The 26,399-nt window shown below is 72.0% G+C and carries 23 protein-coding genes; 3 read left to right on the top strand and 20 right to left on the bottom strand.

The annotated features are described in order from the left end of the window. From ACZ6WN_RS17675 to ACZ6WN_RS17655, 5 genes are all read right to left on the bottom strand, one after another. Nucleotides 1-804 carry an alpha/beta fold hydrolase gene (locus tag ACZ6WN_RS17675; RefSeq protein WP_465866345.1) on the bottom strand — a complete coding sequence of 268 codons (804 nt, stop codon included), beginning with the start codon at nucleotides 802-804 and terminating at the stop codon, nucleotides 1-3. A gap of 7 nt (nucleotides 805-811) precedes the next feature. Further along, a complete protein-coding gene (locus ACZ6WN_RS17670; RefSeq protein WP_465866344.1) occupies nucleotides 812-1,606 on the bottom strand; it encodes an aspartate dehydrogenase domain-containing protein in 795 nt (264 codons plus the stop codon). Then, on the bottom strand, nucleotides 1,603-2,565 hold the full coding sequence (locus ACZ6WN_RS17665; protein WP_465866342.1) for a VOC family protein: 963 nt from the start codon (nucleotides 2,563-2,565) through the stop codon (nucleotides 1,603-1,605). The genes ACZ6WN_RS17670 and ACZ6WN_RS17665 overlap by 4 nt, the downstream gene beginning before the upstream one ends. A gap of 107 nt (nucleotides 2,566-2,672) precedes the next feature. Further along, entirely contained in the window at nucleotides 2,673-4,163 is a 1,491-nt protein-coding gene (locus ACZ6WN_RS17660) for an aldehyde dehydrogenase (RefSeq protein WP_465866341.1), read from the bottom strand. Next, on the bottom strand, nucleotides 4,160-5,536 hold the full coding sequence (locus tag ACZ6WN_RS17655; protein ID WP_465866339.1) for an MFS transporter: 1,377 nt from the start codon (nucleotides 5,534-5,536) through the stop codon (nucleotides 4,160-4,162). The genes ACZ6WN_RS17660 and ACZ6WN_RS17655 overlap by 4 nt, the downstream gene beginning before the upstream one ends. Nucleotides 5,537-5,693: 157 nt before the next feature. Between ACZ6WN_RS17655 and ACZ6WN_RS17650 the strand changes: the two genes are divergently transcribed. Next, nucleotides 5,694-6,257: a MarR family winged helix-turn-helix transcriptional regulator gene (locus ACZ6WN_RS17650; protein WP_465866337.1), complete on the top strand. Its 564-nt coding sequence runs from the start codon at nucleotides 5,694-5,696 to the stop codon at nucleotides 6,255-6,257. A 16-nt stretch (nucleotides 6,258-6,273) separates the two neighbouring features. Here the strand turns inward: ACZ6WN_RS17650 and ACZ6WN_RS17645 are convergent, their stop codons facing one another. Beyond that, nucleotides 6,274-6,969, bottom strand: a complete 696-nt coding sequence (locus ACZ6WN_RS17645) for a type 1 glutamine amidotransferase domain-containing protein (RefSeq protein WP_465866335.1) — start codon at nucleotides 6,967-6,969, stop codon at nucleotides 6,274-6,276. Nucleotides 6,970-7,063: 94 nt separating this feature from the next. Here ACZ6WN_RS17645 and ACZ6WN_RS17640 point away from each other — a divergent pair, with 94 nt between their 5' ends. Together ACZ6WN_RS17640 and ACZ6WN_RS17635 are read left to right on the top strand one after the other, a co-directional pair. Further along, nucleotides 7,064-7,957: a LysR family transcriptional regulator gene (locus ACZ6WN_RS17640; protein WP_465866333.1), complete on the top strand. Its 894-nt coding sequence runs from the start codon at nucleotides 7,064-7,066 to the stop codon at nucleotides 7,955-7,957. 47 nt (nucleotides 7,958-8,004) lie between these two features. Next, complete coding sequence (locus ACZ6WN_RS17635) at nucleotides 8,005-9,459, top strand: SidA/IucD/PvdA family monooxygenase (RefSeq protein ID WP_465866332.1); 1,455 nt, start codon at nucleotides 8,005-8,007, stop codon at nucleotides 9,457-9,459. A gap of 6 nt (nucleotides 9,460-9,465) precedes the next feature. On the opposite strand, the gene ACZ6WN_RS17630 is transcribed toward ACZ6WN_RS17635, so the two are convergent. From ACZ6WN_RS17630 to ACZ6WN_RS17565, 14 genes are read right to left on the bottom strand one after another with little or no spacing between them, the layout of a single operon-like run. Further along, nucleotides 9,466-11,127: a dipeptide ABC transporter ATP-binding protein gene (locus ACZ6WN_RS17630; protein ID WP_465866331.1), complete on the bottom strand. Its 1,662-nt coding sequence runs from the start codon at nucleotides 11,125-11,127 to the stop codon at nucleotides 9,466-9,468. Next, nucleotides 11,124-12,026 (bottom strand): ABC transporter permease, encoded by a 903-nt coding sequence (locus tag ACZ6WN_RS17625; RefSeq protein ID WP_465866329.1) that lies wholly within the window; start codon nucleotides 12,024-12,026, stop codon nucleotides 11,124-11,126. The genes ACZ6WN_RS17630 and ACZ6WN_RS17625 overlap by 4 nt, the downstream gene beginning before the upstream one ends. A gap of 10 nt (nucleotides 12,027-12,036) precedes the next feature. Beyond that, nucleotides 12,037-12,981 (bottom strand): ABC transporter permease, encoded by a 945-nt coding sequence (locus ACZ6WN_RS17620; protein WP_465866327.1) that lies wholly within the window; start codon nucleotides 12,979-12,981, stop codon nucleotides 12,037-12,039. A gap of 4 nt (nucleotides 12,982-12,985) precedes the next feature. After that, complete coding sequence (locus ACZ6WN_RS17615) at nucleotides 12,986-14,701, bottom strand: ABC transporter substrate-binding protein (RefSeq protein WP_465866325.1); 1,716 nt, start codon at nucleotides 14,699-14,701, stop codon at nucleotides 12,986-12,988. Between the two features lie 38 nt (nucleotides 14,702-14,739). Continuing rightward, complete coding sequence (locus tag ACZ6WN_RS17610) at nucleotides 14,740-16,080, bottom strand: NtaA/DmoA family FMN-dependent monooxygenase (protein WP_465866324.1); 1,341 nt, start codon at nucleotides 16,078-16,080, stop codon at nucleotides 14,740-14,742. Continuing rightward, nucleotides 16,077-17,189, bottom strand: coding sequence for an LLM class flavin-dependent oxidoreductase (locus ACZ6WN_RS17605; protein WP_465866322.1), 1,113 nt, complete (start codon nucleotides 17,187-17,189; stop codon nucleotides 16,077-16,079). Before ACZ6WN_RS17605 ends, ACZ6WN_RS17610 begins: the two co-directional genes overlap by 4 nt. 8 nt (nucleotides 17,190-17,197) lie before the next feature. Then, nucleotides 17,198-18,235, bottom strand: a complete 1,038-nt coding sequence (locus tag ACZ6WN_RS17600; RefSeq protein ID WP_465866320.1) for an aldo/keto reductase — start codon at nucleotides 18,233-18,235, stop codon at nucleotides 17,198-17,200. A 41-nt stretch (nucleotides 18,236-18,276) separates the two neighbouring features. Beyond that, nucleotides 18,277-19,323, bottom strand: coding sequence for an aldo/keto reductase (locus ACZ6WN_RS17595; protein WP_465866318.1), 1,047 nt, complete (start codon nucleotides 19,321-19,323; stop codon nucleotides 18,277-18,279). Nucleotides 19,324-19,358: 35 nt separating this feature from the next. Then, entirely contained in the window at nucleotides 19,359-20,591 is a 1,233-nt protein-coding gene (locus tag ACZ6WN_RS17590) for an acyl-CoA dehydrogenase family protein (RefSeq protein ID WP_465866317.1), read from the bottom strand. Further along, the gene (locus ACZ6WN_RS17585; RefSeq protein ID WP_465866316.1) at nucleotides 20,588-21,622 is read right to left on the bottom strand and encodes an LLM class flavin-dependent oxidoreductase; all 1,035 of its coding nucleotides are present in this window, start codon (nucleotides 21,620-21,622) and stop codon (nucleotides 20,588-20,590) included. Before ACZ6WN_RS17585 ends, ACZ6WN_RS17590 begins: the two co-directional genes overlap by 4 nt. Nucleotides 21,623-21,659: 37 nt before the next feature. Next, entirely contained in the window at nucleotides 21,660-22,904 is a 1,245-nt protein-coding gene (locus ACZ6WN_RS17580; RefSeq protein ID WP_465866314.1) for an LLM class flavin-dependent oxidoreductase, read from the bottom strand. Further along, complete coding sequence (locus ACZ6WN_RS17575) at nucleotides 22,901-24,553, bottom strand: dipeptide ABC transporter ATP-binding protein (protein ID WP_465866312.1); 1,653 nt, start codon at nucleotides 24,551-24,553, stop codon at nucleotides 22,901-22,903. The genes ACZ6WN_RS17580 and ACZ6WN_RS17575 overlap by 4 nt, the downstream gene beginning before the upstream one ends. Further along, nucleotides 24,550-25,371, bottom strand: a complete 822-nt coding sequence (locus ACZ6WN_RS17570) for an ABC transporter permease (protein ID WP_465866310.1) — start codon at nucleotides 25,369-25,371, stop codon at nucleotides 24,550-24,552. Before ACZ6WN_RS17570 ends, ACZ6WN_RS17575 begins: the two co-directional genes overlap by 4 nt. After that, entirely contained in the window at nucleotides 25,368-26,396 is a 1,029-nt protein-coding gene (locus tag ACZ6WN_RS17565; RefSeq protein WP_465866308.1) for an ABC transporter permease, read from the bottom strand. The genes ACZ6WN_RS17570 and ACZ6WN_RS17565 overlap by 4 nt, the downstream gene beginning before the upstream one ends. Nucleotides 26,397-26,399: the final 3 nt, after the last annotated feature.

The raw sequence follows: 26,399 nt of genomic DNA, 5'->3' as shown, positions 1-26,399 counted from the left end.
TCAGCCGTAGAGGCGCTCGACGATCCCGACGAAGGAGGAGAGCCAGGCGTTGAACGCCTCGGGCGACTCCTGGTTGGCCAGATGGCCGGCCCCGCGCAGGGTCACCAGGACGGCGTCGGGGATGCCGCCGGCGAGCGCCTGCGACTCGGTGATCCCGGTGATCTGGTCCTGGTCACCGCAGAGCACGAGCGTCGGGGTGTCGATGGCGGCGAGCTCGGGGGTCAGGTCGGTGGCGGCCATCGACTCGGCGGCCAGGCCGTAGCCAGGCAGCCGGATCGAGTCGCGCATCGTGGCGACGACGCGGTCGACGAGCTCGTCCGGGGCCGCCGCGCTCACCAGCCGGGGGCCGCGGCCGCCCCCGAAGGTGGCGCTCCCGGCGGCCTCCAGCTCGGCGGCGCGTCCACGCATCGCCGCAGCCTTCTCCGGGGTCGTGCCGGAGCCGCGGCTCGCGTCGGCGAGCACGAGGCTGCGGACCAGCTCGGGGTGGCGCGACGCCAGCCGGACCGCGATGACCCCGCCCCAGGAGACGCCCAGGACGTGGACCGGGCCGGCCGCGGCGTACTCCTCGATGACGGCGGCCGCCGCGTCGGCGAAGCCGTCGAGGTCGAGCGAGGTGTCGGGGTCGGCGGAGCGGGCATAGCCGGGCGCGTCCCAGGCCAGGAGCCGGAACTCGCCGGCGAGCGCGGCGATCTGGGGCGCGAACGAGGCCGAGCTCGAGCCGATCCCGTGCAGGCACAGGATGGTCGGGCCGCTGCCGGTGTCCTCGACATGGACCCCGGTCGTACGGAGCGTGGTGGTCGTCATCGCGGCCTCAGATGATGCTGACCGCGCCGACCGGGCGGCCGACGAGCATGGACAGGGACCGGACCACGGCGCGCGAGACCACACCGCTCGTACGCGGATTGGCGGCCGAGGGGTGGTTGCGGATCTCGAAGCGGTAGCTGCCCGCGTCCGCGTCCGCCTCGATGACGTGGCTCGTCAGCGAAGCGGCCGGGTCGGCGACCAGACGCACCTCGACCAGCTCCAGGTCGCCCACCGCGAGCCCGACGGTGGCGGCGACGTTGAGCGAGCGCGGGAAGTAGCGCGCCGCCTCCGCGGCGGAGCCCTCGAAGATCGTGGTCGGCTCGGTCGCGGCGCGGACCCGCTCCTGGGTCTCGTCGTCCATCCACGGCTGCAACAGGGTCGCGGGCAGCTTGGTGGTGGTCACCGACGCGCGGTGCACGGCACCGTGGCTGGCCGCACTGACCAGCAGGTCGATGCCGCCGATGGCACCGGAGGTGATGAACATCCGCCCCGGACCGGCAGCCTGGAGCCTGGCGACCAGATCGGGATCGGCCAGGGCGCCCGCCGAGGTGATCAGCAGGTCGCGGCCGGCCTCGAGGATCTCAGCCCCGTGAACGGAGACGACCGCCTGCCCCGCGCACTCGACGATCACGTCGCTGCTCTCGATCGCCTTGGCGAGCCGGATCTGCGGCACCGGGCACTCGCCGACCGGGGTGTCGTTGACGACGCCCACGACCTCGACGTCCTCGACCGCTCCGGCCACCAGCGCCTCGATCACGGGGCGGCCGATGGCTCCGGCGCCGATGATGCTGACCTTCGTCATCGGGCCACCTCCGCGAGCTCGCGAGCCGCCGGAGCGTACGAGGCGGCCAGGTCGGGACGATCGGCGAAGACGCCCGCGTCCTGGATGCCGGCCATGTGGCTGCGTACGTCCTTGGACGGCGGGCCCGCCGTCCCCCACAGGTCGGAGAGCTCGGGGACGCGGCGCCACACCTTGCACAGCCACTGGTCCTCGACGACCTGGGCGACGTCGGAGGTGTACTCGCACACCAGCCCGGCAGGGTCGGCGAAGTAGGAGAAGGTGTTGTTGCCCGGGCCGTGGCGGCCGGGGCCCCACAGCGGGGTGACGCCCTGCTGCTTGAGCGAGCCGATGCCCCGCATGAAGTGGTCCATGCTCGGCATCTCGTAGGCGACGTGGTTGACCGAGGTCCAGGCCGCCTGGTTGAAGGCGATGCTGTGGTGGTCGGTGTTGCAGCGCAGGAACGCCATCTGGTGCTCGGACCAGTCCGAGACCCGCATCCCGAGGACGTCGGTGTAGAAGGCCACCGCGCGGTCGATGTCGACGGTGTTGAGCACCACGTGGGTGACCCCGATCGGCACCGGACGGTCGCGGTCGAGCGGCTTCACGGCGTGGACGTCGGCCACGAGCTCGATCACCCGGCCCTCGGGGTCGGCGAAGCGGATGCCGTAGCCGCCGCCCGCCTGATCCAGGGCACCCGGCTCGGTGAGCATCGGGATGCCGCGGAGGGCGAGCCGGCGAGCGGCCTCGTCGACCTCGGCCGGCGTACGCACCGCGAACGAGATGGCGCCGAGGCCGTTGCGCGCCGCGCGGGTCAGCTGCAGGACGTGGTGGTTCTCCCCCGTGCCGCGCAGCCAGGTGTCGTCATGGTCCTGCTCGACGACGGAGAGGCCCCAGACCTCGGAGTAGAAGTCCGTCGACTCGGTCAGGGTCGGCACCTGCAGCTGGACGCTGCGCAGCGAGTGCAGTGTTGCGATCGACATTCCGACTCCTTTCTCTTAGTGGTTAATATTTAAGTGCTTAGGCTTTTTCATGTCAAGAGGAAGCCGTGGCCCAGATCACCTCGAGGCCCTCTTCGTGACGCGCTGGGTCAGCCGGCCCAGGGGTGCGGGGCCTCGTCGAGCCCCCAGTAGAGGCTCTTCTGGCGCGTGTACTCCGCGATGCCGCGACGGCCCTTCTCGGTGCCGAGGCCGCTCTCCTTCATCCCGCTGAACGGGGTGGAGATGCTGAACTGCTTGTAGGTGTTGATCCACACCGTGCCGGCGTCGATCCGGCGGGCCACCCGCCAGGCCGTCCGGTAGTCACGGGTCCACAGGCCGCACGCCAGCCCGTAGACCGAGTCGTTCGCGCGGGCGACCAGGTCGTCCTCGTCGTCGTAGGTGAGCACCGAGAGGACCGGCCCGAAGATCTCCTCCTGGCAGGTCGGCGAGGAGTTGTCCAGGCCGGCGACGACCGTCGGCAGGTAGTAGGCACCAGCGGCGTACGCGTCGCCCTCGGGCACCCCGCCGCCGACCAGCACCTCCCCGCCGGCCGCGCAGGCACGCTCCACATGACCGGCCACGCTGTCGCGATGCCGATGATGGACCAGCGGCGCCACCTGGGTGGCCGGGTCGAGCCCGTGACCGACGCGCAGCCGCGCCACCGCCTTGACCAGGCGCTCGAGGAACTCCTCGGCACGGCCGGCGGGCAGGAACAGCCGGGAGCCGGCGATGCAGCTCTGCCCGGAGCTGGAGTAGATGCCGAACAGGATCCCGGCGATCGCGGCCTCGATGTCGGCGTCCTCGAAGACGATGGTCGGCGACTTGCCGCCCAGCTCGAGCGTGACCGGCATCAGCTTGTCGGCGGCGGCATGGGCAATGAGGCGGCCGGTCGTCGTCCCGCCGGTGAAGGAGACCTTGCCGACGCCGGGATGGCGCACGATCGCGTCACCGGCGACCGATCCCCTGCCGGGAAGGACGGAGACCAGGCCGGGCGGGAGCCCCGATTCGGTGATGATGCGGCCCAGGGCGAGCGAGACCAGCGGCGTCCACTCGGCCGGCTTGAGCACGACCGCGTTCCCGGCGGCCAGGGCCGGCGCGATCTTCTGGGCGTCGCTGGCGATCGGCGAGTTCCACGGGGTGATCGCGCCGACGACCCCGATCGGCTCGTGGACGCTCATCGTGAGCGAGCTCCCCCGCGGCGCGGTCAGCTCCTCGTCGAAGGTCTCCAGCGCGGCCGCCACGTATCGGAAGGTGCCGGCGGCACTGGCGACCAGCGCCGAGGTCTCGGTCAGCGTCTTGCCGGTGTCCCTGGTCTGTAGCCGGGCGAGACGCTCGGCCGAACCCTCGATCCCGTCGGCGATCCGGTGCAGGTGACGCGCCCGCTCGTGCGGGAGCCGCCTGCCCCACACCGCGGCCGCCTCGGCCCCGCGGGTGACCGCCTCGTCGACGTCGGCCTCGGTGGCGTGGTGCACCGTCGTGATCACGCTGCCGTCGGCGGGGTCGATGCTCTCCGACCCCGGTCCGCCGCCGCGACGCCACTCCCCCGCGACCAGGATCTCGTCGGCCGGGACGACCACGTTCGTCCGGTCCACAGCACTCACTGGGAGATCTCCTCCAACGTACGCTCCCGGGTCTCGACCGCGAACACGACCGTGGTGAGCGCGCCGACGACCGCGACCGCGCCCATCACGACGAACACGTCGGCGATCGAGAACCCGCGGCCGATCAGGCCGCCGACGACCAGCGGGCCGACGATGATCCCGAGCCGGCCGAACGCCCCGCCGACACTGACGCCGAGCGCCCGCATCCTGGTCGGGTAGAGCTCCGCGGTGTAGACGTACAGCGCGAGGTTGACCGCGAAGATGCACATCGCCGAGGCCGCCGACCAGACCAGCACGGTGCCCGCGCTGGTCGCTCCGGTCGAGGCGAGCACGAACAGGGTCGCCGCGCTGCCCAGCATCGCGACCGTGATCGCGACCCGGCGCCCGACGACGTCGATGGTCAGCGCGATGACGATGCAGCCGAGGATGCCGGCGACGCTGGTGGCGACGCTGTAGCGCAGCGCGGTGTCGACGTCGAGGTGGAAGACGCGGCCGTAGATGGTGGGCAGCCAGGCGGCGATGCCGTAGTTGACGAAGTACGCCGTGAGCCAGGCGGTCGCCAGCATCAGCGTGCGCCGCAGGTAGACGCCCTGGAACAGCTCCTCGAGGCGGGCCCGGCCCTGGCGGACCGCCTGTGTCGCACCGGTCTCAGGCTCGGGCAGCTCACCCTTCTGAGCGGCGACCTCCGCCTCGATCCGGCGCGTCGCCCGGTCGGCCTCGTCCAGGCGGCCGCGCGCGGCGAGCCAGCGGGGCGACTCCGGCACGCGACGCATGAACGGCACCAGGATCAGCGGGATGGCGCCGAGCGCGAACAGCCAGCGCCAGCCGAAGGCGGGAACGACCCAGGCCGCCACCAGCGCCGAGGCCACCAGGCCGGCGGGGAAGATCAGCTCGTAGATCAGCACGAAGCGACCGCGGCGGTGGGCGCGGGTGATCTCGCCGATGTACGTCGCCGCGACCGGGACCTCCGCACCGAGCCCGAAGCCCTGGACGAACCGGAGCACCAGGAAGATCCAGAGCGTGGAGGTGCCTGCCATCAGCAGGCTCATGACGGCGTACAGCACCAGCGACCCGACGAGGACCGGGACACGGCCGACCCTGTCGGCCGCCCAGCCGCCGGCGAGCGCGCCGAGCAGCATCCCGATGCCGCCGATGGCGATCGTCCAGGCGATCATCCCCGGGTCGAGGCCGAAGAACGGGATGAGCACCGGCAGCGCGTAGGCGATCATCAGCTGGTCGAAACCGTCGAAGAAGGTGGCCACGCCGACGAGCACGCGGGTCTTGACGTGCCAGCGCGAGAGCGGAAGGCGCTCGAGCCTGGCACTGATCTGCTCCGCCGTGACAGCCGGCGGCACCGGGGTGATGTTGACCATGTGAGGGGAACTTTCGGTTCACGCACTCGGCACGCGTAATTGCTAAGTGCTTAATCGTTAAGTCCTAAGAGTGTGCGGTGCGTCACGATCCGCCGTCAACCCCCTCTGTGTTAACTTCCTGTCTCGCGGAGCCCGAGTCGGCTCGTACACTGCGACCATGAGTCACACCGGATCCGGCGTCAACCAGTCCTCGAGCGGTGATGATGCGGTCGACGCGATCGTCTCCCAGTGGACACACGAGCGTCCCGACCTCGACCCCTCTCCCATCGCGCTGTTCGGGAGGGTGCACCGGATCTACCTGCGCTACCAGTCGGTCCTGACCCAGGTCTTCGGCCGCCACGACCTCAACTCGGCCTCGTTCGACGTCCTCGCCGCGCTGCGTCGCGCGGGCGCGCCCTATCGCAAGGCCGGCCGCGACCTCGCGAGCGGCTCGCTGCTCTCCTCGGCCGGCGTGACCTTCCGGCTCGACCGGCTCGAGGCCGCCGGGCTGATCACCCGCCAGCGCGACGCCGAGGACCGCCGCGTCGTCTACTCCCAGCTCACCGACCAGGGTCTCGAGGTGATCAACCGCGCGATCGAGGACCACCTGCGCGCCGAGAACGCCCTGCTCCACCACCTCACGAGGGAGGAGCGCGACGAGCTCGCCCGGCTGCTCAGCAAGCTCGAGCGCTCCATCATCGAGGCCGACTTCGACACCGACGGTGACGAAGTCGCCTTGTGATGGTGGACCAGTACGTTCAGGCGAGCCGCTCCAGGAGGGCCTTCGCGGTCGAGACGCTGGACTGAGGGTTCTGGCCGGTGATCAGGGTGCCGTCGACGACGACCGTGTCGCTCCAGGGCTCACCGGTCTCGACGATGCCACCGGCGTCGCGCATCCGCTGCTCGACCGAGAACGGGATGCTGTCGCCGTAGCCTCCCTGCTGCTCCTCGGTGTCGGTGAACCCGGTCATCCGGCGCCCACCGAAGAGCCAGCCACCCTCGCCGGTGGCGGCGAGGAGACCGGCGACGCCATGGCAGAGCGCGACGACCGGCCGTCCGGCCGCGTCGGTGGCGGCCAGGAGCGTGGCGAGCGAGGAGTCCTCGACCAGGTCCGCCATCGGGGCGTGGCCGCCGGGGATGTAGACGGCGTCGTAGGCCGAGGGGTCGATGTCGGTGAGCACGAGCGGGTGGGCGAGCTGCTCCTCGAGGGTCGCCAGGTAGGCACCGAAGCGCTCGGCGTCCTCGGGCTGGACCCCGCCCTGCTCGCTGAGCGAGAGCGCATCGACGGTCGGCGCCCTTCCGCCCGGAGTGGCGATGTCGATCTCGACGCCGGCTCCGGCGAGCGTCTCATGGGAGGCGGCGACCTCTTCGGCCCAGTAGCCGGTCGGGTGCTCGGTGCCATCGGCGAGGACGAGGGTGTCGGCCGCCGAGACGACCATCAGTACGCGTGTCACGAGTTGTTCCTCCAGGTTGTGGTTTGTCGATGACCTAACGACGGCCATCTCCTGCTTCACTCCCGGGGCGACGGGTGAGGTCATAATGATTTCTATGACCTCGCTCGATCTCTGGGAAGCGTTCGCGCACGCCTACCGGGAGCGGTCGATCAGCGCCGCGGCCCGTCGGCTCGACCTCTCCCAGCCCGCCGTGACCGCGCGGGTCCGCAAGCTCGAGCACGAGCTCGGCGCCACCCTGTTCGAGCGCTCCCGCACCGGCCTGGTTCCGACAGGACGGGCCGACGCGCTCGCTGCCCGGATCACGCCGCTGGTCGACCAGCTCCGCGGCGCGGTCGGCACCGAGCCGGCGATCGGACCCGCGAGCCTCCGGATCGGCGGCGCCGCCGATGTGATGGCCACCCGGGTCGTACCCGCCCTGGCGCCGCTCGTGCGCGAGGGCCTCGACGTGGCCGTGACGACCGGCTTGGCCCAGGGTCTCCTCGACGACCTCTCCGCCGACCGCCTCGACCTCGTCGTCTCCTCCGTACGCCCCACCGACGAGCACCTTCGGTCGACCGTGCTGGTCGATGAGGAGTTCCTCCTCGTCGCGGCGCCGGCGCTCGCGGCACAGGTCGACCCCACCGACCTCGCCCAGGACCCGGTGCGCGCCCTCGCCGCTGTGCCGCTGGCGGCCTACTCCCCCGACCTCCCGATCATCCGGCGCTACTGGCTCACCGAGTTCGAGGAGCGCCCCACCAACCGCACCGCGCTCGTCCTGCCCGACCTGCGCGGCATCCTCCGCGCCGTCGTCGCCGGCATCGGCGCCTCGGTGCTGCCCCGCTACCTGGTCGACGGAGCCCTCGCCGACGGCACCGTCGTACGCCTCCACGAACCCAGGTTCGGGCCGCTCAACACCCTCTGGCTGGCGACAGGCCCCGAGCCGGCGCCGGCGGTCGACCACGTCCGCCGACACCTGAGCGCCGAGGCCGCCGGCTGGGCGAGCACCTGATTCCGAGACGATCAATATGTTTTAGTCACGTGAGTTACTCTACTTAAATGAGCGACGCCCTCACCGACCACACCGCCCACGTCCGCGACCTCTTCGGGCCGCCCCCGACACCATGGGTTCGCGAGAGCGGGACCGACCACGACGTGCTGGTCGTCGGCGCCGGACAGGCCGGGCTCGGGGTCGGGTTCGCGCTGCGACGGTTCGGGATCAGCCGCGTGTCGGTGATCGACGCCGCCGCTCCCGGCGAGAAGGGCGTGTGGCGCAGCATCGCCCGGATGCGGCGACTCCGGACACCGAAGATCTGGCCGGACCCCGAGTTCGGCTTCCCCGAGCTGAGCTTCCGCAGCTGGTTCACCCGGCTCCATGGGCGAGCGGCGTACGAGGGCCTCGACCGGATCCCGCGCACGACCTGGGCGGACTACGTCGACTGGATCGAGCAGGTCGTGGAGGTGCCGGTGAGGCACCGCACCAGGCTGCTCGACGTCGAACCGGGCCCGAGGTACCTGAGGGTCAGCCTCGAGGTCACCGACGCGGCCGGCGCCCGGCACCGCCGGACCGAGACGACGCGCAAGCTGGTGCTCGCCAACGGCGTCGAGAGCACCGGCGGGCCCGCCTACCCGGCGGCCCTCGCCGAGCTGCCCGCCCATCTGAAGGCGCACACGGCGGACCGGATCGACCTCACCGCGCTCGCCGGGCGCCGGGTCGCGGTGCTGGGCGGGGGCGCCTCGGCGCTCGACATCGCCGGAGCCGCGCTGGAGTCCGGTGCGGCCGAGGTCCACCTCTTCGTACGCCGCGACGAGCTCGTCGTGCAGGGCCCCGGCGTGGTCGGTGGCCTCACGCTCGGCGCACGGGAGAGCTTCCACCGCCTCAGCGACGCGGACCGCTGGCAACGAAAGGTGACCCAGGCACGGGCCGGGCGCAGCTGCACCCTCGAGTCGGTGCAGCGCGCTGCCGCCTTCGACAACTTCCACGTCCACCTCGACGCCGAGTGGCACACCGCCACGGCGATCGGCGACCGGATCATCGCCGAGGCCGCCGACGGCGTCCACGAGGTCGATCTGGTGATCGCCGGCACCGGCTACCAGTACGATCCGAGCACCCGCCCCGAGCTCGCCCGGCTGGCCGCAGACATCGCGACCTGGGGCGACCGCTACCAGCCGCCGGCGGACCTCGCCCACGACGAGCTCGCTCGCTGGCCCTACCTCGGTGACGGCTACGAGCTGACCGAGAGGTCGGCGGGCGACGCGCCCTGGCTCGGCCGCGTCCACGTCTTCTCGGCAGCGGCAGGACTCAGCTTCGGGATCCCGGTCGGTGACGTGATGAGCCTGGCCACCGGCATCCCGCGCCTGGTCGGCGCGATCGGCCACGACCTCTACGTCGAGGACCAGGCGGCCCCCGCCACCGGCACGCCCTCGGCCACGACGACCTCCTACCGGGACTCCTACGCCCACGCGATCTGGGCGCCCGACCTGGAGGAGGACCTCCGCCCGACCGGGACCTGACCGGCCTCAGCGCGCCGGCGCGCGCCGCGTGCCCGGGATCGCCTCGATCAGGGCACGCGTGTAGTCGTCGGACGGGCTCGCGAAGATCTCCGCGACCGGCCCGGACTCGACGACCGCGCCGGCCCTCATCACGGTGACGTCGTCGGCCACGAGCCTGACCACGCCGAGGTCGTGGGTGACGAAGACATACGTCAGCCCGAGCTCGGCCTGCAGGTCGACCAGGAGCTGGAGGATCTGGGCCTGCACCGAGACGTCGAGGGCGCTGACCGCCTCGTCGAGCACGATCACCTTCGGCTCGAGGGCCAGTGCGCGAGCGATGGCGACGCGTTGCCGCTGGCCTCCCGAGAGCTGGCTGGGAAGCCGGTGGGCGTAGCTGTCGTCGAGCGCGACGGCAGCCAGCAGCTCACTGACTCGCTCGGCCCGTTCCGACCTCGTCCGGGACAGGCCGAAGGCCCGCAGCGGCTCGGCGATCAACCTGCTGACGGTGAATCGCGGGTCCAGCGAGGTGAACGGGTTCTGGAAGACGAACTGCAGGTCACGGCGTACGCCACGCCACTCCCGGCGCCCCAGCGCGGTGAGCTCGGTGCCGTCGACGTGCACGGTGCCACCCTCGGGCGTCGTGAACCCGACCAGGATGCCGGCCAGCGTGGACTTGCCGGCGCCGGACTCGCCGACGATGGCGTGGGTCGTGCCGCGGCGTACGAGCAGCCGGGCGTCGTCGAGGGCGCGCAGCTCGCTCCCCCTGCCACGGCCGCGGAGACGGTAGGTCTTGGTCAGACCCTCGGCGACCAGGGCGGGCTCACCGGTCGCGGCGGCCGACCCGGCCACGACGCCGGGACGCAGCCGGCCCTCGTGCCGCGACGGTGCCGCCTCCAGGAGGCGGCGGGTATAGGGGTCCGTGGCCGAGGTGAGGACCCGCGCGACGTCACCCTCCTCGACGAGCCGGCCCTCCTGCATGACCGCGATCCGGTCGGAGCGGTCCAGGGCGACACCGAGGTCGTGGGTGACGAGCAGGACCCCGAGATCGAGCTCCTCGCGCAGACCGGCCAGGTGGTCGAGGATGCGCTTCTGGACGGTGACGTCCAGTGCGCTGGTGGGCTCGTCGGCGACGATGACGCTCGGCTTCCCGGCCAGCGCGATGGCGATCAGGGCCCGCTGCTTCATCCCGCCGCTGAGCTCGTGGGGGTACTGCTCGAAGACCCGCTCGGCGTCGGCCAGACCGGCCGAGCGCAGGCTCTCCAGGGCCGCCTCACGGTGGGCCGCGGCGTCCCGGCGCCCCTCCTGCGCGTTGAACCGGACCGCCTCGATGACCTGGTGACCGATCTGCTTGACCGGGTTCAGCGAGGTGTTGGGGTCCTGCGGGATGAACCCGACGTGGTTGCCGCGCACGAGCCTCATCCGCTTGTCGGGCCAGCCGGTGACGTCGACCCCGGAGTAGGCGATCGTGCCCCGGCTGATCCGGGCCGAGGGCGGCAGCAGACCGAGCGCGCCCTGGACCAGGGTCGTCTTGCCGGAGCCGGACTCTCCCACCAGCGAGACCAGCTCGCCGGGCCGGACCTCCAGGCTGATGCCGCGTACGGCCGGGGCCCAGCCGCGGCCGGCGCGGTAGTCGATCGCCAGGTCGTCGATGCGGAGCAGGGGGTCGGGGTTGTCCGAGCTGAGGCTCATCGGCCGATGTCCTTCCGGAAGGAGGTGCTGATGCGGTGGGTCGCGATCACCACGACCGCGAGGGCCGCGCCGGGCAGCAGGGACGTCCACGGGTAGGCCGCGACGAAGTCACGGCCCTCGGCGACGAGGAGCCCCCACTCGGGCTCGGGCGGTGGCGCGCCGTAGCCGAGGAACCCGAGCCCGGCGACGGCCAGGATGGCGGTGCCGATCTCGAGCGCCGCGAGGGCCAGGACCGAGGCCATCGAGTTGGGCACGATGTGGTGGACCACCACGCCCAAGCGGCCGACCCCGAGGCCGTACGCCGCCTTGACGTAGTCGCGCGAGGCGACGCTGAGCACCTCGGCGCGCATGACCCGGGCGAAGGAGGCGATCGAGGAGATGCCCACCGCGAGCGCGATGTTGTTGGTGGAGTAGCCGAGCACCGAGACGATCACCATCGCCAGCAGCAGGCTCGGGATGGCCAGGAAGACGTCGACCACTCGCATGATCACCGTGTCGACCAGGCCGCCGGCGAAGCCCGCGACCAGCCCGACCAGGGCACCGATCCCGAAGGCGATCGCCACCGCGAGCAGGGTCGCGGTCAGCGTGGTCGCGGCACCGTAGACGCTCCTGGCGTAGAGGTCGCGGCCGAGCCGGTCGGTGCCGAACCAGTGCTCGGCGCTCGGCGGGGCGAAGCTGGCGTCGGGGTTGCCGTCGTAGGGACTGAAGTGGGTGAAGAGCCCTGGGGCGACCGCCCAGCCCACCGCGACCAGCACGATGATCCAGGCGAGCACGAGCACCGGCTGGCGGGCCAGGTCGGCCATCGGGCCGGCGAGCCTGCCCAGTCGTGTCGGCGTCGCGCTCCGCGGATGCGTAGGTTCCTCGGAGGCGAGCGCTGAGCTGAGAACGTCGGCGGTCATGGGTTGCTCCTCAGGCGGTCGCGAGGGTGGCCCGCAGGCGCGGGTCCAGCAGCGGATAGATCAGGTCGACGACGAGGTTGATCAGCGCGAAGCTCGCCGCGACGAGCACGACGATCCCCTGCACGACCGGGATGTCGAGGGTGTTGATCGCGGTCTGGGTCATCCGGCCGATCCCCTGGCGTGCGAAGACGGTCTCGGTGATGACCGAGCCGGCGATCAGGTTGCCGAAGGTGATCCCGGCGATCGTGAGCGCGGGCAGGCTGGCGTTGCGGAAGACGTCGCCGATGATCACCTGCCCGCGGGAGGCGCCCTTGGCCCAGCTGGTCGTGACGTAGCCGGAGTGGAGCTCGGCCGCGAAGGAGCGGACGAGCAGCTGGGCGATCGGTCCCGCGACCGGGATCGCCAGGGTGACCAGCGGCAGCACCAGGCTGCGCCAGCCGTCGTCGCCGAAGGCCGGGAACCAGCCCAGCCGGAACGCGAAGACCTGCAGCAGCAGGATCCCGGAGAGGAACACCGGCACCGAGACCGCGGTCGTCGGCAGCGCCTCGACGAGCCGGCGCAGCCACTCCTGCCGGGTGGCCGTGGCGACCAGGGCGATCACGAAGGCGATCACCAGCGCCAGCACCAGCGCGCCGAGCGCGAGCAGCAGGGTGCTGGGCAGCACCGCGGCGATCGCGGCGCTGACCGAGCGGCCGGACTGGACCGAGCTGCCGAAGTCACCGGTGAGCGCGTGCCAGAGCCGTTCCAGGTATTGCACGAGGACCGGGTCGTTGAAGCCGTACGTGTCGGCGACCTGCTCCTTGACCTCCGGTGTCACCGTGTTGAGCTCGGCGGGATCGAACATCAGGTCCACCGGGTTCGCGGGCAGCACGTAGAGCAGGACGAAGGTCAGCGTGAACGCCGCCCAGACCACGAAGGCGGCCCGTCCCACCTTGAGCGCGACATAGCGCAGCACGGGATCAGTCGTTCTTCCAGGTGTCGACGAAGTGGTTGCGGGACTGGGCGTCGAAGACGATCCCGTGCACGTAGTCGGCGTGGGCGATGACCTGGGAGGGGTTGTAGACCGGGTTGACCAGGGCGTACTCGTCCAGCACGAGGTCCTGGGCGGCCGCGGCGTACTCCTTGCGCTTGGCGTCGTCGAGGGTGGTCTCCTGGCGGCCGAGCGTGGCGGTGACCTGGGCGACGTCGATGCCGGGGGTCGTGTCACCGAGGTAGGCCTGGTTGCCGATCTCGGGGTTGTACTGCAGGTTGAGCACCGTCGGGTCGTTGCGCGAACGGTTGGCGGCGGCGGCGTTCCAGTCGGTGGCGACCTTGGTCTGCTCGGCGGCGTAGTCGGCCAGCGGGAGCACGTTGAGCTGGACGTCGATGCCGATCTTCTTCAGGTCGGCCTGGATCGACTCGTAGGCCGGCTTGTTGGCCACCAGGTTGCTGATCCCGACGACCTTGATGGTCAGCTTCTTGCCGTTCTTGACCCGGATCCCGTCGGGACCGGGCTTCCAGCCGGCGTCGTCGAGGAGCTTCGCGGCCTCCTCGGGGTCGTAGCGGAGCACGTCCTTGCTGTGGTCGACGTAGCCGGTCACCGAGGGCGCCAGGATCGAGGTGGCGATCGAGTAGGAGTCGGTCAGCACGGTCTTCTCGACCGCCTCGCGGTCCCAGCCGAGCTGGATCGCCCGGCGCACCGCGAGCTCGTTCGTGGGGAACAGCGAGGCGTTGAGGTTCCACACGATCGCGGTGCCGGAGACGCCCCGGCTGATGATCGAGAACCCGGCGTCCTTCAGCGGCTTCTCGTCGGTGGTGCCGACATCGAGGGTCGCGTCGAGGGCACCCGACCGGAGCGACCCGGTGCGCACGCTTGCCTCCGGGATGGTGTTGAAGACGATCTTGTCGAGGTACGCCTCCCCGTCGTGCTTCAGCGACGGCGGCGACCAGTCGTAGCCCGTGCGCCGCGCGAGCACCGTCTTGTCCTGCTCTTTCCACGACTCGTAGACGAACGGGCCGGTCCCGACGATCTTGGTCGCGTCCGCGGAGCGCTCCTCGGCGCTCAGCCTCAAGGTGTTGGGCGAGAGGAAGCCGGGGCCGGCGTTGGCGGTGAACGAGACCGCCTGCAGGGCGCTGCCCAGAGGCTTCTCGAAGCGGAGCCGGACGGTGTGCTCGTCGATGACGTCGGTGCCGGCGTAGCCGGGGAAGAGGGTGGCGCCGTTGGGGAGGATGCCGAGCTTCGGGTCGCCCTTGATGTACTGGTCGAAGTTGGCCTTGACGGCCGCGGCGTCGAAGGGCTCGCCGTCGCTGAAGGTGACGTCGTCACGCAGGTGGAAGGTGAACTGCGTGAGCACGTCGTTCACCTCCCACTTCGTGGCCAGCCACGGGGTGATCTTCCCGGTGTCGGGGTCCTGCCAGGTCAGCTTGTCGGTGATGTTGTCGGCGATGATCGACTCGGCGTAGTTGGTGCCCCACTGAGGGTCGGGGCTGCGCTGGTAGTCGATCAGGCCGAACTCGAGGGTGCCGCCGCGCACGGGCTCGTCACTCCCGCCGGCACTCTCCTCACCGCCTCGTGCGGCGACGATGCCGCCGCCCACGGCGAGCACGAGCACGGCGGCTGCCGCGCCGGCGATCCAGGGCCATCTGCGGCGGTCGCGCGCGGTGGCGTTCTCGATGGAGCTGCGTAGGTCACTCATGGGGTCTCTCTCCGGTCCGTGCGAAGTGGGGGTGTTGGTCAGGCGGAGGCGTCGACCGCGGCCCGGCCGCGGTGTCGCTCCCAGCGGGGCAGGCCGAGGCGCTCGCGCAGCGTCGTGCCGGGCGTGGCCGCCCGGAACAGGCCGCGCTCGACGAGGATCGGCACGACCTGGTGGGCGAAGCGGTCGAAGTCGACGGCCGTGTCGGCGTACATGACCGTGAAGCCGTCCGCGGCGCCTGCTCGCCACCAGGCCTCGAGGTCGTCGGCGATCTGCTCGGCCGAGCCGACGACCAGACGGTGGCCGCCTCCGGGGACGCCGGCGGTGGCGCGCACCAGCTCGCGCGCCGAGAGCGGCCGCTCGGCGAGCAGTGCGCGGGTGCTGACCTGGAAGCCTGCCGAGCCGCCCTCGGCGACGGGTACGTCGCGGAGCTCCTCGGCATGGATCGGCTCGTCCAGGTCGCGTTCGCCCAGCCCGAGGGCGGCGAGGTTCGCCCGGGCGATGTCGTCGAGGGGCAGGGTGGCGTAGAGCTCCTCGGCCCGGGCGTGGGCGTCGGCCTCGTCCTCCCCCACCAGCACGATGACGCCGAGCGAGACCTTCACCGCGTCGGCGCTGCGGCCGGCCGCTACCGCCCGTGCCCGGATGTCGTCGCGGAAGTCGACCGCCTTCGCTCGGGTCTGGGCGACGGTGAAGATGACGTCGGCGAGCGCGGAGCCGAGTCTGAGCCCGCCCTCGGAGCCGCCCGCCTGCACCACCACCGGGTGGCCCTGCGGACCGGCAGGTGTCGGCAGCGGCCCGGCGACCTCGAAGAACTCGCCGCGGTGACCGGTCTCGTGGATGAGGTCCGCGTCGGCGTAGCGGCCGGCCTCCTTGTCGGCCAGGATCGCTCCGGCCTCCCACCCGTCCCACAGGTCGCGTACGACCTGCAGGAACTCATGGGCCCGGCGGTAGCGCGTCGGCTTGTCCGGGGTCTCGGCGAGCCCGAAGTTGGCAGCCGCCTTCGGCGCGTAGGTGGTCACCAGGTTCACCGCGGCGCGGCCCTTGGTGACGATGTCGAGCGCCTGGAACCGCCGCGCCAGGTTGTAGGGCGAGTTGTACGTCGTGGAGCTGGTGATCAGCACCCCGACCCGCTCGGTGACCGCCGCCAGGTTCCCGAGCAGCACGAGCGGGTCGATGCCGTTGGCCGGGTTGCGGGCGATGTCCGGCCCGATCGCGGGGCTGTCGCCGAGGAAGATCGCATCGATCCCCGCCTCGTCCGCGGTCCGGGCGAGCCGCTGGTAGTGGTCGATGTCGAGGTGGGCCGCCGGGTCGGCGGCGGGCAGCCGCCAGGCGGAGCGGAAGTGTCCGGGCGTCATCAGCGACGCCACCAGGTGGAAGCTCATCTGTCCTCCTCCCCTTCCGGGCCGTGGCCCGTCGGGCCGGGCTGCCAGCCGAGCCGGCCGGCGACCTCGGCCGAGGCGGCCAGCAGCCGCAGATGCTCCTCCAGCGGTGGTACGCCGGGGACGAAGCTGACCAGCAGGTCGGTGACCTCCCGGAGCGCCGGGTCGGCGGCCAGCCCGTCGGCGACCGCGTCGACCGGCCCCAGCAGCGCGTTGTCGCGCTCCAGGAACTCCTCGACGCTCAGCTCGGGCTGCCCCTGCCGAGAAGCCATCCACGACTGCCACCGGCGGGCCCCCGGCGCGACGGCCTCGACCGCGACCTCCCGCTCGGGATGCGGGTAGATCGCCCGGGAGACCTGCACCCGCGGCACCCGGTCCGGGTGGGCGGCCAGATGGCCGGCCCGGAACGCCTCGATGATCTCGGCCTGCCGGGCAGGTGTCTGGTTGCGGTTGAAGGCGGTGGCGCGGGAGAGCTGGAGACCGTCGCCCACCTTCCCGGCGGCCGCCGCCGAGTCGAGCGCGACGGCCGGGTCGGACGTGGTCGCCTGCCACAGCCGGCCCCGGAGTCCCGGGGCCGGCGGGTGCAGCACCTCACCGGCGCTGTTGAGCGGCTTGCCGTCGAGGACCTGCTGGAGCCGGGCGACGCTGCGGGCGTAGAGCTGGTGGCGGGTCTCGAGGTCCCGTCCGAAGGCCTCCCAGGCGGTGACGAACGGCCCCGACCCGACACCGAGCTCGACCCGTCCCCCGCTGAGCTCGTCCAGGGTCGCGGCCTGCTCGGCCACGACCAGCGGGTCCTCCAGCGGCAGCACGTAGACGCCGGTGCCGAGCCCGATCGTGGTGGTGTGCTCGGCGATCGCCGCCAGCAGCACCAGGGGTGCGGAGACGTGCTCGTTGCCCTGGCGGAAGTGACGGTGGATGACCCAGCCGGAGTCGTAGCCCAGCCGCTCGGCCTCCTGGAAGAGGGTGATCGCCTGCCGGTAGGCCAGCGCGGGCGGCAGGTCGTCGTCCAGGTGCAGCAGGAAGCCGAGGCGGAACGGGCGTCCGTCCTCGACTCCGGCGCCGATCCGCGCCCTGGTCTCGGTGGTCGGTCCGGTGGTGGTCGTCGCTGTCATGGCGTACGTCAGATCTTCAGACCGGTGCCGTGGACACCGAACTCGTCGATGACAGCCAGCTCCTCGTCGGTGAGCTCGGGTGCCTCCAGCGCCACGACGTTGTGGTCGAGCTGCTCGATCGAGCTGGCCCCGATCAGCGCCGAGGTCACCGCGGGGTTGCGCAGCACCCACTGCAGGGCGAGCTGGGCCAGGGACTGGCCGCGCGCCTCGGCGAGCTTGTTCAGCTCGGCGGTGCGGGTGCGGTAGGTCTCGTCGATCACGTCGGGCGAGAGGAAGGTGCTGTTCTGCGCCCGTGCGCCGTCCGGGATGGTCTCCAGGTACTTGTCGGTGAGCAGGCCCTGGGCCAGCGGCGAGTAGACGATCAGCCCGAAGCCCTTGTCCAGGGCGAGGTCGGCGAGGCCGTTCTGGTCGATGCTGCGGTCATAGATCGAGTAGCGGGGCTGATGGATCAGCAGCGGCACGCCCTCGGCGTCGAGGAGGTCGGCGATCGCGGCGGCCCGGTCGGGCTTGTAGTTGGAGATGCCGACGTAGAGCGCCTTGCCCGAGCGCACCGCGGTCGCCAGCGCGCTCGCGGTCTCCTCCACCGGCGTGGTCAGGTCCGGCGTGTGGTGGTAGAAGATGTCGACGTAGTCGGTGCCCAGGTCGCGCAGGCTGTGCTCCAGCGAGGAGAGCAGGTTCTTGCGGGAGCCGCCCTTGAGGTACGGGCTGGGGCCGGTGACGCCGCCGGCCTTCGTGGAGAGCACCAGCTCGTCGCGGTAGCCGGCCAGCTCGCGGCGCAGCACCTGCCCGAACGTCTTCTCGGCCGCCCGGTGCGGCGGTCCGTAGCGGTTGGCGTTGTCGAAGTGGCTGATCCCGAGGTCGAAGGCGTGCAGGATGATCTCCCGCTGCGTCTCGAACGGGTAGTCGGCGCCGAACTTCTGCCACAGGCCGAAGGAGATCGCGGGCAGGTCCAGACCGGAACGGCCCGTACGCCGGTAGGGGACCTTCTCGTAGCGGTCCTCGGCCGCGGTGTGGACTCGCTGGTAGTTGGGGAACTGGTCGGTCATCGTGACCCTCTCGTCGTGGTGGTGGGTTGTCGGTGTGGAGGTCAGGCGAGCCGGCGACGGCGACGCAGCGCATCCGGCTGCAGGGACGGGGTGTCCCGCCCGGTGTCGCGCTCGAGGAACTGGGTGCCGGGGTCGACGATCTCGTCGATCCGGTCGAGCACGTCGTCGCTCAGCTCGACGGTGGCCGCCTTGAGGTAGCTCTCGAAGTGGTCGGCGGTGCGCGGGCCGATGATGACGCTGCTGACGGCCGGGTGGTTGAGCGCGAATGCGACGGCGAGCTCGATCAGGGTGAGCCCGTTCTCCTCGGCGAGGCGGGCGAGCGCGTCGGCCGCGACGAGCTTGCGCTGGTTGCGCTCGGCGGCGACGTCGAAGCGGCCCGGGATCAGGTCGGCCCGTGCGGAGGTGGGCTGCTCGGCGCCGATGCGGTAGCCGCCGCTGAGCCAGCCCGCGGCCAGCGGTCCGTAGCTGAGCACCCCGACGCCGTACTTCTCCACGACCGGGAAGACCTCGCGCTCGGCGCCGCGGACCAGCAGGGAGTACGGCAGCTGCTCGGTGTGCGGGGCGATCAGGCCGTGCTTCTCGGCGAGCCAGTGCGCCTCGACCTGCTGGTGGGCCGGGAAGACGGAGGTGCCGTAGTAGCGGATCTTCCCCTGCCTGATCAGGTCGTCGAGGGTGTGCAGGGTCTCCAGCAGATCGGTGTCCGGGTCGGGACGGTGGGCCTGGTAGAGGTCGAGGTAGTCGGTGCCGAGGCGGCGCAGGCTGTCCTCGACGGCCTGGGTGATCCAGCGACGGCTGTTGCCCGCGTGCTGAGGGTTCTCGCCGATCTGACCGTGGAACTTGGTGGCCAGGAAGAGGTCTTCACGGGCCACCGAGACCTTCCGCAGGGCCTTGCCGACGATCTTCTCCGAGCCTCCGGCGCCGTACGCGTCGGCCGTGTCGATCACGTTGACACCGGCCTCGATCGCGGCGTGGATGATCGGGATGCTGTCGGCCTCCTCGGCCCAGCGGCCGAAGTTCATGGTGCCGAGCGTCAGCGGGCTGACCCGGACGCCGGTGCGGCCGAGCCGCCGGGTGAGTTCGAGGGACATGGGTTCCTTTCGGGTGGGACAGGTCTGGGTGGCGCTCAGAACAGGCCGGTGGTCGGGGGGTCCTCCTCGGCGAGGAGGTAGCCGCCGACCACCGCGGTCTTCCAGTTGCGCGGGTTGTGGTTCGCGACCGTGCGCGCGTTGCGCCAGTGCCGGTCGAGGCGATGGGCGCGGTCGGTGGCCGAGCCGCTGCCGACGTCGAAGACGAGCTCGGCCGCGCGCAGGGCGGACTCGACGGCGACGTACTGCGCCTGGGCGACGGCCACCGACGCCTCCGCGCCGCGCTCGCGCACCTCCTCGTCGCCGGCCCCGCCGACCGCGCCGAGGGTCTCCGCGGCGAGCAGGACGACGGCCCGGGCAGCGTTGGCCCGGGCAGCGATCTCGCCGACGACCTGGCGCACGTAGGGGTCGTCGACCGTACGCTCGGCCGGGCTGTGCTTGATCGGGCGGGCGACGTCGCGGGCGAACCAGCGCGCGTCGTCATAGGCGGCTGCGGCGATCCCGGCCTCGACCGCGGCGAGGTAGAGCTGGGCGAAGGAGCCCTGCCACGGGTTGCGCGGCTGGCGGTCCTCGGCGCGGGCGAACTCGTCGGGCTCGATACGTACGTCCCGGAGCCGGGTGGTGCCGCTGGCGGTCAGCCGCTGCCCGATCGCGTCGAAGTCGTCGAGCCGTTCGACCCCGTCGCGGTCGGCCGGCACCGTGAACCGGACCAGCTTGCCCTCCTCGTCCAGCGCGGTGCCGCCGAACCACTGGGCGTAGAGGCCTCCGGTGGAGTAGTACTTCTCGCCGGTGAGCCGGAACCCGCCGTCGGTGGCGCGGATCGTGGTCGCGACCGCACCCGAGGCTCCGCCGCGCTCGTTGGCGGTGCCGGCGAAGAGGTGCCCGGCACGCAGCCGGTCCAGGGTGCGCTCGCGGTCGGGCAGGTCCGGTCTGGTCGCGACCGACTGGGCGGTGAGGAAGCTGGAGCGGAGTGCCTGGGCGACGTTGGAATCGGCCCGGGCGATATCGATGACCAGGTCGACGACGTCGCGGAGCGTGCCGCCGGCGCCGCCATCGGCGGCCGCGATGCCGGTGAGCGTGATCCGGTGCGCCGCGAGGGAACCGACCTCCGTGTAGGGGTGGTCACGGGTGCCCTCACGGCTGCGGGCTCCCGCGGCCAGGCGTGCCAGGACCGGAGCGACGCCGGCCCGGATGCCGGCGACGGTCGGCGGTGCCTCTCCCCCGCCCGGTGCGGCGAGGTCGCCAGGGGTCTCGGTCAGCTCGGCGGTCACGAGGCGACCTCCACCGGAGCGGTTCCCGCGACGGCCGCCCCGGCCGGGGCGGCCGGGGCGGCCGGGGCCGGCGTGGATCCGGTGGCCTCGCGCAGGGTCACCCCGGAGCGTGCCCCGATCAGCGGGACGAGCGTCTCCAGGATCGCGAGCGCGGTGGCGCCGGCGGACCTGGCTCCCTCGGCGAGCGGGACGAGGTCGAAGCCGTCGAGGCCGTCGCGGACCGCCCAGCTGCGCAGATCGGTGGCCAGGGCCCGTGGGAACCGGAGCACCGCCGGATCCACGGCGGTCCTCCCGACCAGGGCGACGTCGGCCCGTTCCCGGCCGGCCCGCCGCAGCGCAGCGCCCAGCTCCTGGTCGGCGCCCGCGGCCCGGTCACGGTCGACGACGACAAGGTCCGCGGTGGCGGCGATCTGGTCCCAGGAGAGCAGATCGGTGTCGGCGACGACATGGAGCGGGCGCCCCTGGACCGAGGAGGGTCCGTCGAGGGCTCCGTCGACCCGGTAGAAGCCTCCCTCATGGGCGATCGGCGCGATCAGCTCGTCGCGGACGAAGACCCCGGACTCCTGATCACCCACGAGGGCCTCGGCGGGGAAGCTCTCCCACAGCCGGAGCAGGATGGCGGCGTACTCCTGCCAGCGCAGCGCCGGGTCGGAGGCTGCCGGGTCGGGTGCGACCGCGGCGCTGACCTCGTCGCCCCCGCCGGGTCGCAGCACCAGTCCGGTCCGGCCGCCGGTGGCCCGGTCCAGCGAGAGGAGTCTGCGGGCCAGGTTGTACGGGGCCTGGTGGCTGGTGCGTACGTCGACGAGATAGGCCAGGGCGCTGGTGCGGCCGGCCAGGTGGCCGGCGAGGACGGTGGCGTCCAGGGCGGTCGCATCGGGTGTCTCGTCGAGGATCCGGAGCGCGGTGATGCCCGCGCGCTCGGCTGCCTCGGCGACCTCGGCGGCCGTGGCCGCGTCGGGCAGCCACGGGGAGCCGGTGCCAGCGGTGGCGACGGCCAGGTCCAGCAGGACCACGGGTGGGGCGAGAGTCATGATGAGCTCCTCGGGGGTTGATGGAAGGCCGGGCAGGTCAGCGGGCGACGGCGAGCGGGGCGCGCTCCCACACGCCCTGGGGCACGGGCGGCAGACCGAGGCCGAGATGGTCGCGCAGGGTCGTGCCGGCGTACTCGCGCCGGAAGAGGCCGCGGCGCTGCAGCTCGGGCACGACCTGCTCGACGAAGTGGTCGAACCCGGAGGGGAGCACATCGGGCATGACGTTGAAGCCGTCGGCCGCCCCGGCGAGGAACCAGCGCTCGACGTCGTCGGCGATCTGCTCCGGCGTGCCGACGACGATCCGGTGGCCGCCGCCTCCGCTGAGGTGCTTGAGCAGCCGGCGCAGGGTGGGGTTCTCCTTGTCGATGTAGTCCTTCACCACCCGGTAGAAGGTCTGCGAGCCGCCCGCGGCGTCGGGCTCGACGAGCAGCTCGGCCGGGATGGGCTCGTCGTCGTCGAGACCGTCGAGGGAGAACCCGAGCTGGCCGGCGAGCCGGGCCCGTGCGTACGCGTCGGGGAGGATCTCGTCGAGCAGCTCGCGGCGCTGCTTCGCCTCGGCCTCGGTGCTCCCGACCACCGTCGAGAGGCCGGGCAGCACCACGACCTCCTCGGGGCTGCGTCCGAACTCGGCTGCGCCGCGGCGGATCTCGTCACGGAAGGCCCGGGCGTGGTCGAGGTCCTGGTCGGCGGAGAAGATCACCTCTCCGACGCGGGAGGCGAGCCTGCGGCCGTCGCTGGAGCCGCCGGCCTGGACGACGACCGGACGGCCCTGCGCCGAGGGGAAGGAGTCCCGGGCCGCCCAGGTCGCGACCACCTGCTCGACGAACTCCGCGGCCCGCCGGTAGCGCAGCGCGTGGTCGGGCTCGCCCCCGCGGCCGAAGTTGCGGGCGGCGACCGGGCCGGCGGTGGTCACCACGTTCCAGCCGACGCGGCCACCGGCGAGGTGGTCGAGGTCGGCGACCCGGCGGGCGAGGTCGGCCGGGTCGTTGTAGGAGGAGGACAGGGTGCCGATCAGGCCGACCCGTTCGGTCTGCGCGGCGATCCGGGCCAGCACCGTGGTGGGCTCCAGGTTGTTGCCGGGACGGTGCCGGATGTTCGTGTCGAGCACGGGCCCGTCGGCCAGGAAGACCGCGTCGAGCTTCGCGGCCTCGGCCTTCCGGGCGATCTCGGTGTAGTGCTCGACGGTGTAGCTGGCGGTCGCGTCGGTGCCGGGGAAGCGCCAGGACCCGCCGAAGACGCCGGCATTGAGGATGTTGACGTTGAGGTGCAGCTGACGAGTCATCGGAGAGCTCCTTCGGTGGCCGCTGGTCGGCCGAGTAGGTCCTTGCCCGCGATCGCGTCGAGCAGCTGACGGGTGTAGGGGTGGGCCGGATCGGTGAAGACGCGGGCGACCTCGCCCTGCTCGACGATCCGCCCCTGCCGCATCACCGCGACCTCGTCGCTGATCGCGCGCACCACGGCGAGGTCGTGGGAGATGAAGAGGTACGTCAGACCGAGCCGATCCTGCAGGTCGCGCAGGAGCTCCAGGATCTGGGCCTGCACCGAGACGTCGAGGGCCGAGATCGGCTCGTCGAGCACGACGATCCTCGGCTCCAGGACGAGGGCCCGGGCGATCGCCACCCGCTGCCGCTGACCCCCGGAGAGCTCGCGGGGATGGCGGCGTACGAAGTCGGCGGGCAGCGCGGCCGACTCGAGGGCGGCGACGACCTTCTCCTCGTGCTCACGCCGGGCGCTCCTGCCGCGACGGGCGCCGGAGGCGAACGCGCGCAGGGGCTCGGCGACCACGTCGTGCACGTCGAAGCGAGGGTCGAAGGAGGCGTACGGGTTCTGGTAGACGATCTGGACGTCGCGGCGCAGCGGTCGGAACTGCTTGCGGGACAGGCCGGTGATCTCGGTGCCGAGCAGCGAGACCGAGCCCGAGGTCGCCTCGGTGAGGCCGGTGAGCACCCGCGCGGTGGTCGACTTGCCGCTGCCGGACTCGCCGACGATCGCCAGCGTCCGCCCCGGTCGCACCGAGAAGGAGATGCCGTCGACGGCGGCGAAGCCGGCGTACTCCTTGCGCAGGTCGGCGACCTCGATGACCGGGTCCTTCTCGCCGGCAGCCTTCTCCCCCGCGCGCTCGCGGACGAGCTCGAGCCGCGCGGGCACGCTGGCCAGGAGCTGTCGGGTGTAGGGGTCTCGCGGGTCGTCGAGGACCTCGCGGGTCGGCCCGACCTCGACCAGGCGCCCCTCGCGCATCACGCCGATGAGGTCGGAGCGGTCGGCGGCGACACCGAGGTCGTGGGTGATCAGCACGACCGCGGTCCCGGTGCGCCGGCGCAGGTCGTCGATCAGGTCGAGCACCTGCGCCTGCACGGTGGCGTCCAGCCCGGAGGTGGGCTCGTCGGCGATGATCAGGTCCGGCTCGCCGGCCAGGGCGGCGGCGATCAGGACGCGCTGGCGCATCCCGCCGGAGAGCTCGTGCGGATACTGGCCGAAGCGCTGCTCGACGTCGCCGAAGCCGACCAGCTCGAGCAGCTCCAGCACCCGGCTGCGGCGGGCGGTGGCGTCCAGGCTCGTGTGCAGGACGAGCACGTCCTCGATCTGGTGCCCGATACGGCGCACCGGATCCAGCGAGACCGTCGGGTCCTGCGGGATCAGGCTGATCGCGGTGCCGCGCAGCGCCCTGATCCGCTTGGGCGGGAGACTCTGGATCTCCTCGCCGCGGTAGCGGACGACGCCGCCGGTGATGACTCCGTTCTCGGGGAGCAGCCCCAGGATCGCGTGCCCCGTCGTGGTCTTGCCCGAGCCGGACTCGCCGACGAGCGCCAGCACCTGGCCGGGGAGGATCTCGAGGCTCACCCCGTCGACGACCTGCCTCAGCTCCTTCCCGGTCCGGTAGGCGACGGTGAGCTCGTCGAGGGAGAGCAGCGGGGCGGTGTCGGCGGTCATGCCTGCCGTCCTCTCGTCAGGTGCTGGGAGATGTGGTTGATCGCGAGCACGACCGCGACGATGACCAGGCCCGGCCAGAGCGTGAGGTAGCCGCGGGTGGCGATATAGCTGCGCCCGTCCGAGACGAGGCGGCCCCATTCCGGGTCGGGCGGCTGGGCGCCCAGGCCCAGGAAGCTCAGCGAGGCGATCCAGATGATCGCGATCCCGAACTGCACGGTGATCAGCGAGAGCGTCGGGGCCAGCGAGTTGGGCACGACGTGGCGGCGCAGGATGTCGAAGGTGGAGGTGCCGCTGGTGACGGCCGCCTCGACGTAGTTGCTGGTGCGCGCCTTGAGCACCTCCGAGCGGATCAGCCGGGCGAAGGTGGCGGCCGAGGTGAGCCCGACCGCGATCGCCGCCTGGACGATCCCGAAGCCGAGCACCACCACGATCGTGATCGCCAGCAGGAAGCCGGGGATGGAGAGCAGCACGTCGATCGCGCGGCCGACGAGCGTGTCGACGAACCCGCCGAACCATCCGGCCAGCGCGCCCACCAGCGAGCCGAGCACGACCGCCACGGCGACCGCGATCGCCGAGCCGGTCAGCGAGGCCCGGGTGCCGTGCACGACCCGGGAGAACTGGTCCCGGCCGAGCTGGTCGGTTCCGAACAGGTGCTCGGCCGAGGGCGGCAGGAGCTTGGCGCGCGGGTCGACAGCGAGCGGGCCGTGGTCGGTGAAGAGCCCCGGCACGGCCGCCCAGAGCAGGATCACGGCGACCACGCCGATCGCCAGCGCCAGGGTGACCCTGGCGGAGACGGTCCTGAAGGAGCTGGTCGTCATGGCATCGCCACCTCGGCCGGGAGGCGCGGCGTACGCACCTCGGTCCTGCTCCCGGCCGCGGCCGGCTCCTTCTGCCAGCTCGCCCGGACGGCCCTGCCCTCGACCAGGATCCGGGGGTCGACCAGCGGGTAGGCCAGGTCGACGACGAGGTTGATCGCGACGTACGCCACCGCGGAGAGCAGCACCACGCCTTGCACGACCGGCAGATCCTGGGTGTTGACCGACCCGACGACGAGCTGACCGATGCCCTTGCGGGCGTAGACCGTCTCGGTCACCACCGATCCGGCGATCAGCTCACCGACGGTGAGCCCCAGCAGCGTCAGCACCGGCAGCGTCGAGTTCCGCAGCACGTTCTTGCGGAAGATGTAGGCCTCCCCGGCGCCCTTCGCATGCTGGACGTGCACGAACGGCTGCCGCCGCGTACCTCGGATGGAGGCGGCCAGGACCGGGGCGAGCGAGGCGGAGATGACCAGGCCCAGCGTCGCGGCGGGTGCCAGCAGGGCGAGGAAGGAGCCGTCGTCGACCGAGGGGATCAGCGAGAACCGGAAGGCGAGGTACTGCAGGACCACGATGCCGACGACGAAGGTCGGCACCGAGGCGAACAGCGCCGGCACCGAGCCGGCCAGGCTCCGCACCCAGGCCACCGGGGCGTAGGTGGCCAGGACCGCGACCAGCGCGGCGAAGCCGACCCCGAAGACCAGGCCGAGCCCGGTGAGCTGGGCGGTCGCCGGAAGCGCGTCGGCCAGGAGGTCGGCGACCGGGCGCGCGTTGGTCAGCGAGTAGCCGAGGTCACCGCGCAGGACCGCGCCGATCCCGTGCAGGTACTGCTCCCACAGCGGACGGTCCAGGCCGTAGTACTCCAGCAGCACCTTGGCCGCCTCGGGAGAGAGCTGGTTCTCCGGGTCCTGGATGCGGTTGTTGACCGCGTCGCCCGGCAGCGCGCTGAGCAGGATGAACGAGAGCGTGTAGGCGGCCCACAGCACCAGCACCGCCTGGGCCACCCGCTTCGCGACATAGGTGCGCATCGG

Source organism: Nocardioides sp. NPDC054178, assembly GCF_055585005.1.
The sequence above is the reverse complement of the archived record's forward strand: the minus strand, read 5'-3'. Positions and strand labels throughout refer to the sequence as shown.

What these genes read in the sequence shown, in the direction of transcription:
- ACZ6WN_RS17675 (WP_465866345.1), bottom strand. Translation starts at nt 804, where the DNA reads ATGACGACCACCACGCTCCGTACGACCGGGGTCCATGTCGAGGACACC.
- ACZ6WN_RS17670 (WP_465866344.1), bottom strand. Translation starts at nt 1,606, where the DNA reads ATGACGAAGGTCAGCATCATCGGCGCCGGAGCCATCGGCCGCCCCGTG.
- ACZ6WN_RS17665 (WP_465866342.1), bottom strand. Translation starts at nt 2,565, where the DNA reads ATGTCGATCGCAACACTGCACTCGCTGCGCAGCGTCCAGCTGCAGGTG.
- ACZ6WN_RS17655 (WP_465866339.1), bottom strand. Translation starts at nt 5,536, where the DNA reads ATGGTCAACATCACCCCGGTGCCGCCGGCTGTCACGGCGGAGCAGATC.
- ACZ6WN_RS17650 (WP_465866337.1), top strand. Translation starts at nt 5,694, where the DNA reads ATGAGTCACACCGGATCCGGCGTCAACCAGTCCTCGAGCGGTGATGAT.
- ACZ6WN_RS17640 (WP_465866333.1), top strand. Translation starts at nt 7,064, where the DNA reads ATGACCTCGCTCGATCTCTGGGAAGCGTTCGCGCACGCCTACCGGGAG.
- ACZ6WN_RS17635 (WP_465866332.1), top strand. Translation starts at nt 8,005, where the DNA reads ATGAGCGACGCCCTCACCGACCACACCGCCCACGTCCGCGACCTCTTC.
- ACZ6WN_RS17630 (WP_465866331.1), bottom strand. Translation starts at nt 11,127, where the DNA reads ATGAGCCTCAGCTCGGACAACCCCGACCCCCTGCTCCGCATCGACGAC.
- ACZ6WN_RS17625 (WP_465866329.1), bottom strand. Translation starts at nt 12,026, where the DNA reads ATGACCGCCGACGTTCTCAGCTCAGCGCTCGCCTCCGAGGAACCTACG.
- ACZ6WN_RS17615 (WP_465866325.1), bottom strand. Translation starts at nt 14,701, where the DNA reads ATGAGTGACCTACGCAGCTCCATCGAGAACGCCACCGCGCGCGACCGC.
- ACZ6WN_RS17610 (WP_465866324.1), bottom strand. Translation starts at nt 16,080, where the DNA reads ATGAGCTTCCACCTGGTGGCGTCGCTGATGACGCCCGGACACTTCCGC.
- ACZ6WN_RS17605 (WP_465866322.1), bottom strand. Translation starts at nt 17,189, where the DNA reads ATGACAGCGACGACCACCACCGGACCGACCACCGAGACCAGGGCGCGG.
- ACZ6WN_RS17600 (WP_465866320.1), bottom strand. Translation starts at nt 18,235, where the DNA reads ATGACCGACCAGTTCCCCAACTACCAGCGAGTCCACACCGCGGCCGAG.
- ACZ6WN_RS17595 (WP_465866318.1), bottom strand. Translation starts at nt 19,323, where the DNA reads ATGTCCCTCGAACTCACCCGGCGGCTCGGCCGCACCGGCGTCCGGGTC.
- ACZ6WN_RS17585 (WP_465866316.1), bottom strand. Translation starts at nt 21,622, where the DNA reads ATGACTCTCGCCCCACCCGTGGTCCTGCTGGACCTGGCCGTCGCCACC.
- ACZ6WN_RS17580 (WP_465866314.1), bottom strand. Translation starts at nt 22,904, where the DNA reads ATGACTCGTCAGCTGCACCTCAACGTCAACATCCTCAATGCCGGCGTC.
- ACZ6WN_RS17575 (WP_465866312.1), bottom strand. Translation starts at nt 24,553, where the DNA reads ATGACCGCCGACACCGCCCCGCTGCTCTCCCTCGACGAGCTCACCGTC.
- ACZ6WN_RS17570 (WP_465866310.1), bottom strand. Translation starts at nt 25,371, where the DNA reads ATGACGACCAGCTCCTTCAGGACCGTCTCCGCCAGGGTCACCCTGGCG.
- ACZ6WN_RS17565 (WP_465866308.1), bottom strand. Translation starts at nt 26,396, where the DNA reads ATGCGCACCTATGTCGCGAAGCGGGTGGCCCAGGCGGTGCTGGTGCTG.